The sequence below is a fragment of the Nocardia sp. NPDC049526 genome (genome assembly GCF_044465765.1).
In the GTDB taxonomy this organism is placed as follows: domain Bacteria; phylum Actinomycetota; class Actinomycetes; order Mycobacteriales; family Mycobacteriaceae; genus Nocardia.
This window is the reverse complement of record NZ_JBITMA010000032.1, coordinates 1-5,642: the sequence shown is the minus strand read 5'-3', so window position 1 is coordinate 5,642 and position 5,642 is coordinate 1. Positions and strand designations below refer to the sequence as shown.

The following is a 5,642-nucleotide window of genomic DNA, read 5'->3' as shown; positions in this document are numbered from 1 at the left end:
GCGAAGTCGGATGCAGGAAGGCTCCTGACCGCCATCTGCGCAGTCATGGCCGCACTCATGCGCTTCAACGGGCCTGGCGCAAATCCTGCCGGATAATCGAATGACGTACGCTGTGTAACTCGGTTGTCTCACAACGGGTTCGGGATGCGACAAGTAGGCTCCCCTCTCGTGTCAAGGCGGAGTCGGCAGGTCATGGCTATTCTGGTTGGTGGTGAGTCCGGGTTGTGGCTTGTCCGAAGGACCGGTGTGCGGGGTTGAGCCGGTCGCGCTGGAGTCAGTAGTCGCCCCCGATTGCCCTCCCGGGCTTGCCGTTTCACGTCTGCGCTGGTCGGCGAGCATGCGTGTGTAGACCACGTTCGACAGTCGTCGTTTCAATGCCCGCATCGCTTCCATCGAGGTCTTGCCCTCGGCTCTGCGCCGGTCGTAGTAGGTGCGGCCTGCGCTGGGATTGCGCAGTTGGACGGTGGCCATGGTGTGCAGGACCCGGTTGATCCTGCGGTTCCCGGCGCGGGAGAGCCGGTGACGTTTCTGCTCTCCAGAGGACGCGTCCAACGGGGCGGTGCCGTTCCAGGACGCGAACCGGCCTCGGTCCCGGAACCTGTGGATATCACCGACATCGGCGAGTAATCGTGCCGCGCCGGACGGTCCGATCCCGTTCAGTTCCATCACCGTCGAACCGCGCTCGATGACCAGCTCTCGCAGCTCCTTGTTCGCAGCCTTGATCTTGCGGTCGATCCTTTCCAGCTCATCGATCAATTCGACGGCCAGTCGGCGGCGCACCTTTCCCGCCGGATCACGCGGCTTAACAGTCGCGACCAGTTTTCGCGCCTGCATGGCGGACAAGAACTTCTTCGCTCCACCAGGCAGCAACTCCAGCAACAACCGATGCAACCGGTTGACGGTGTCGGTGCGGGCTCTGCCCAGCTCGTCACGTCGATCAGCGAGCATCCCCAGCGCGATCAGCTCCGAATCCAGGTCCACCCGACGCAGATTCGGTGACCGCAACGCCGCGAGCGCGACCGAGTGCGCGTCGACAGGGTCGGTATTTCGTCCGTTGCCGGTGGCGAACACCCGCACCTGCGCTGAGAGTTTCGCCGGCACGTCGACAACGGTTTCACCGTCGTGCACCAGGCGGTGGGCAAGATGGCGACCGACGCCGTTGCATCCTTCGATCGCCCAGATCCGGTCACCGAATCGCTGTGCCGCGGTGAGCATTCCGCTATAACCAGCGGTATCAGTGCTGTACTGGCCCGTGGTCAGGACCACGCTGGCGGGGTCGATGATCTCGATTGTGGCCGAGCGTTTGTGCGGATCCATCCCGATAATGACCGTCACCAGCGCATCCTTCCCAGGTCGACACATGTGGTGTTCGTGCGGGAAGGCACCGCTACTTTGAGGTGGGCAGACCCCTCTTCAGCCATTCCCGGCACGGCACCCGATCAGACGCAAGCCATGTGAGAGCCACACCAATGACGCAGGCGGGCAGCCGCTATACGAGAGCGTCTCACCGGGCACCTGGACCAGATCCTGGCCGGGATCAAGTCCTGGCACCAGTCTTAAGTAGCCGCGTCCCGCGCGTCCCTAGGCGGCCAACGCTGGCGCGTGGAAGATCAACGGGCTGTTGGCTTCTGGCGCCCGGCCGAACGCGCGCTTCTGCCGAATTGAGTGCGCCTGCTCCGGGGGCAGACTGAGGGCCGTCATTCTGCGGCACTCAGGGTCGGTGTGGAACCGAAGCCATCAGCGATGAGCGCTCGATCGGGAGCAGTCACGTCGCCGGGTGGACCAGGGGTTTCGTGTAGGGCTGACTCCAAATCTGTAGCAGGCAACCGGAATCACTCGTATGCAAGCGCAGCCGGTAGTCGCCGTAGCCCGCGGGCAGCGGCGGCAGTTCGTGGTTGCGGCCCGCGAGTTCACACAGGTAGACGGCGCCGGTGTGGAATCGGCAGCTCAACTCGGCGATGCGCGGGTAGGAGCGGTCGGGGCCGGGGTCTTCGGGCGCCGTGACAACGGTTACCGCGATCTCGCCGTCGTCGACGGGCGCCCAGCACAGGGCCGCGCCGGGGACGGCGTCGATCAGATCGGTGGAGGTGGCATACGGTGGTATCGGGAGGATTTCGCCGATCTTGCTCGGCCGTTCGAGCAGGAAGAACTGACCGGCGCGGATGCGCAGCACAAAATCGTACCGTTCGATGGTCGCGCGCCGATCCGGAGCGTAGTAGGAGGGAATGTCGCCGAAGCCGTGTGCGGCAAGGTATTTCGCGTACTCCGCGTCGGTGATCCGCCGCGCGCGGTCGACGATGCCGGGGACGTCTCCCGGCTCGGGGTACTCGTATTGGCCCAGCACCATGAAACCTCGGGCCTGTTCGGTGGGGCCGGGTTCCCGCCACCTGGACACCTTGATCATTCCGCAGGCCCGGCAGGCGATCCGGCTGATGTTGACGGTGTGCCCGGACTCGTCGGTCTCGGCTTCCGTTGCCACCAGGACATCGCCGTCGGGAAAGTCGTGGGGGTCACCGCAGGCATCGATGATCAACGCCATCGCCACATCGTGACGACTCGGGAATTCCATGTCGGTCACCCTCTCGGTTGGGACAGCAGTGCGCGGCCGCGCTCGGGGTTGAGCGTCTCGGCCAGGATCGGGTCGGCCAGCAGCACGATCGGCGCGATGTGGTCGGGTGTACGTGGCCGCCACCGCACCAGCGCCGCGCGCACCGCTTCCCACAGCGCGTCCGAATCGTTGGCATGCTCGCGCAGCGCCTGCCGGATCAGGGCGTCGAATTCCGGATTCCCGAAATCGAGGGAGGGACCGTAGCGTCGCAGCCTGGCCTGATATTCGCCGATGACGAGATGTGTCCGCTCGTCGTACATCGCCGATTGCAGGACCGTGCTCTGGTTTGGGTGCGCATTCGCGATGTGGTCGGCGAACAGTACCGGCAGCAGTTCCGCGGTGAACAGCGGATCGTCGCGAAAATCCGCGGATTCCGGTGCCGAACCCGCCCACCTGCGCAGCGACTGCCTGGTGTACATGCTGTCGCGTGCGAGGAACAGCTGTAGTTGCGCCCGCAGCACGGTGGCGCGGTCACGGCCGAACTTCTCGGCCTGCTCCAGCGCTTGCGCCGCCGCGTCCACCGCACCGGCGAGCGCGGCGCGGCGGGCCTGCTCGACCGTGACGTCCCAGCTGTCGCTGGTCTCGCCCTCGGGATGGTCGAGGCTGTGGAAGGACGCGTAGAGGTCTTCCATCAGCGCGGCGAACGACGGGGACCGTGTGGGGCCTTCACTCCAGGCGAACAGTTTGTAGGCGGCCCATTCCCCGGCCGCGTCGACATCACCCGGATCGAGGAACAGGATCCCGGCGTCGGCCTCGCGCGAGATCAGCAGTCCGCGGCCCAGTGGATTGCCGTTCTCGGGGGCTGGATCCTCGTAGCAGAGGTCTTTCCAGTCCGCTTCCCAGAACGGTTCGATGTCACGCAACCAGCCGATGTCGGAAGTGTCCCGCATGCGACCGACGAAATTCCCGGCGTGCCGCCAGCCGTCGGTCGTCAGCAGGAATTCGCGGTAAGACGGCGGCAGTGTCCGCCCGATCCGCACCTCGGCCGCCGCGACCGCGTCCTCGGTCGCCGGGGCGAACCCGAGCCAGCCGTCGCGCAGGATCTCCGGATCCTCCTGGCCGGGTTCGCGGCTGCGAATCCACTCCTGACTCCAGCGTGACAACCACGGTTTCCAACTCATGGTCGAGCACTGTGCCAGAGAGGTACGACATGCCGACTCCGCCGCTGCCGCACGGGCAACATCCGTATCTCCTCATGGGACTGATGTTCACGTAGCGGTATGCGGGCCAACTAGCGCGGTGGTCAACTCACCGCGAAACGCACAACCGATCGTGTTCACCCAACCCGCAGTTGGCGCAGTCCGGCTCCTCGCTACGAGAACGCACGGTAGCCGCATACCGCGCTGACCGCACTGGCCAGCGGCCCAGCGGAAGATCAACTGACCGTGCCGATCCGAGGCCGGCCGAACGTCAGCCATGACCATCGGCGACCACCGCAGCCCGCTGCCCGTCCGACTTCGGCCCCTGCCTGGTGAAACCACCGAATCGTTCGTGGTCTGCCTTGCCCTGGCCGATCACCTCAAACTCGGCTACCTGCACCGCACCACGCCGCGGTCACTCATCATCTCAACACGGCGGTTGTGGGACGCGGATCAGCAGCGTTCGTACTGACGAACGTAGGGCTGCGACTCCGGTAAGACGTTGTACCCGGGTGTCTGGCAGCCGCCGACCACGACCTCGAAAAAGGGGCCGCGGGAGTAGACGGGGCCGTTGGGTGTGTGGATCGTGTAGTCGACCGCCGTGCCGGAGCCAGCCAGGTAGGGAAGATGCAGATCGGCGAGTTGTGTGGTCTGCGCGGCACTGAATTCCGTACCCACGGGAGGGAATACGGTGACGCCCAGTGTCTGGCCTTCCAAGGGCGGGTCGTAGACCGACACCCGAACGAAGAACAGGATGGGTTGATCGGTCAGGAACCACTGCCACAAGTCGAGTTCATCATTGGACGGGAAGCGGGGGGTGGGCTCTTGGTGGGGGGTGAGGCGATCGTGGGGCCATGGATACCACCCGGGGCGCCGTTCCGAGTGATTGGTGAACCCGCGCTCCCGCTCATGAACGGCGGATACGATCCACTGGTTGGATACCAGTTCGGGGAAATCCCGGATGATTCGGCGCATTGCCGCGGTGGCGCGGTGAGGTTCGCTCTCAGAGCCCGCTCGGACGTCGATGGTGTTGGTCATGCGGCTTGCGTCGCCGCCGCTCGAGTCCCAGTGCACTTCGGTGCCGGCGGCCCAAAGTCGCGCCCAATTGTGGGCGGCGGTCGCTTCAGGGCTCACGTCACGGCCGAAAAACCAGTATGCGGAATAGGAGTCCGCCATCCGGCCGATGGTGACGTTCATCGGTTCGCCGTGGAAACGCCGCGGAAGCGGTTGAGTGCCCACGGTATTCACCACGGACGCGGCCTCTGCCGGTGTGGCCTCGTCCCTGAGTCGCACGTCGAGATAGGCGTGGAAGATTTTGCCCTCGTAGTGCTCGAACCGGTGTGATGCGGCGGTCACCCCCGGAAGGGCCCGGATGGCAGTCTCGATCGTGCGTGACCAGCTGTCATGCTCGGCCTGGTCGCGTCCACGTTCGAGGTAGTAACACCCACTCAGCAGGACTGCCGTCATCGTCAAGACGACGGTCAGGATGGTGGAGCGAACAGCTTTGATTCCGCGGACGATGAGCGGCGAAGGCGCCGATGCGGGACTGTCGGCCGGTGAAATCGCTGCCCCCCAACGACTTATGGGATCGAAGGGTCGAAAAGCTTTGAGGAACACAACAGCAACCTACGTCAGCGATCCGCACGATACATGCCCCGAATTGTGAGGATTATGTGAGCGACCGCGTTCGTACCGTGCCGAACGTCCGCCAACCGCGACCGGCCGACCTCTATGCCGCATGTCGCGCGTTCGCGAACGTCCGCATCTGCCGAAGAGCGCGAGCCTTAAGATCGGACTGGAGTGGGTCTGCGATGGATCGAGTCAATCGCGCATTGCCCCCAGTTGTACTGGCTTGCAATGGATTTCAATTCGCGACATGTAGAGTATCAAGCTCG

5 protein-coding genes are annotated in these 5,642 nt (G+C 64.6%); 1 reads left to right on the top strand and 4 read right to left on the bottom strand.

The window, feature by feature from the left end:
• Positions 1-171 precede the first annotated feature (171 nt).
• From ACIBW7_RS42700 to ACIBW7_RS42690, 3 genes are all read right to left on the bottom strand, one after another.
• Complete coding sequence (locus ACIBW7_RS42700; RefSeq protein WP_397056812.1) at positions 172-1,335, bottom strand: IS110 family transposase; 1,164 nt, start codon at positions 1,333-1,335, stop codon at positions 172-174.
• A gap of 430 nt (positions 1,336-1,765) precedes the next feature.
• Positions 1,766-2,569 (bottom strand): hypothetical protein, encoded by an 804-nt coding sequence (locus ACIBW7_RS42695; RefSeq protein ID WP_397056810.1) that lies wholly within the window; start codon positions 2,567-2,569, stop codon positions 1,766-1,768.
• Positions 2,570-2,574: 5 nt separating this feature from the next.
• Entirely contained in the window at positions 2,575-3,729 is a 1,155-nt protein-coding gene (locus ACIBW7_RS42690) for an SMI1/KNR4 family protein (RefSeq protein ID WP_397056808.1), read from the bottom strand.
• 295 nt (positions 3,730-4,024) lie between these two features.
• Between ACIBW7_RS42690 and ACIBW7_RS42685 the strand changes: the two genes are divergently transcribed.
• Entirely contained in the window at positions 4,025-4,219 is a 195-nt protein-coding gene (locus tag ACIBW7_RS42685; RefSeq protein WP_397056806.1) for a hypothetical protein, read from the top strand.
• Here the strand turns inward: ACIBW7_RS42685 and ACIBW7_RS42680 are convergent.
• Positions 4,201-5,364: a hypothetical protein gene (locus ACIBW7_RS42680; protein WP_397056804.1), complete on the bottom strand. Its 1,164-nt coding sequence runs from the start codon at positions 5,362-5,364 to the stop codon at positions 4,201-4,203. The two genes, ACIBW7_RS42685 and ACIBW7_RS42680, sit on opposite strands and share 19 nt — an antisense overlap.
• Positions 5,365-5,642 lie beyond the last annotated feature (278 nt).

Coding starts and splice junctions, on each gene's coding strand:
- ACIBW7_RS42695 (WP_397056810.1), bottom strand. CDS start 2,569: ATGGAATTCCCGAGTCGTCACGATGTGGCGATGGCGTTGATCATCGAT.
- ACIBW7_RS42690 (WP_397056808.1), bottom strand. CDS start 3,729: ATGAGTTGGAAACCGTGGTTGTCACGCTGGAGTCAGGAGTGGATTCGC.
- ACIBW7_RS42685 (WP_397056806.1), top strand. CDS start 4,025: ATGACCATCGGCGACCACCGCAGCCCGCTGCCCGTCCGACTTCGGCCC.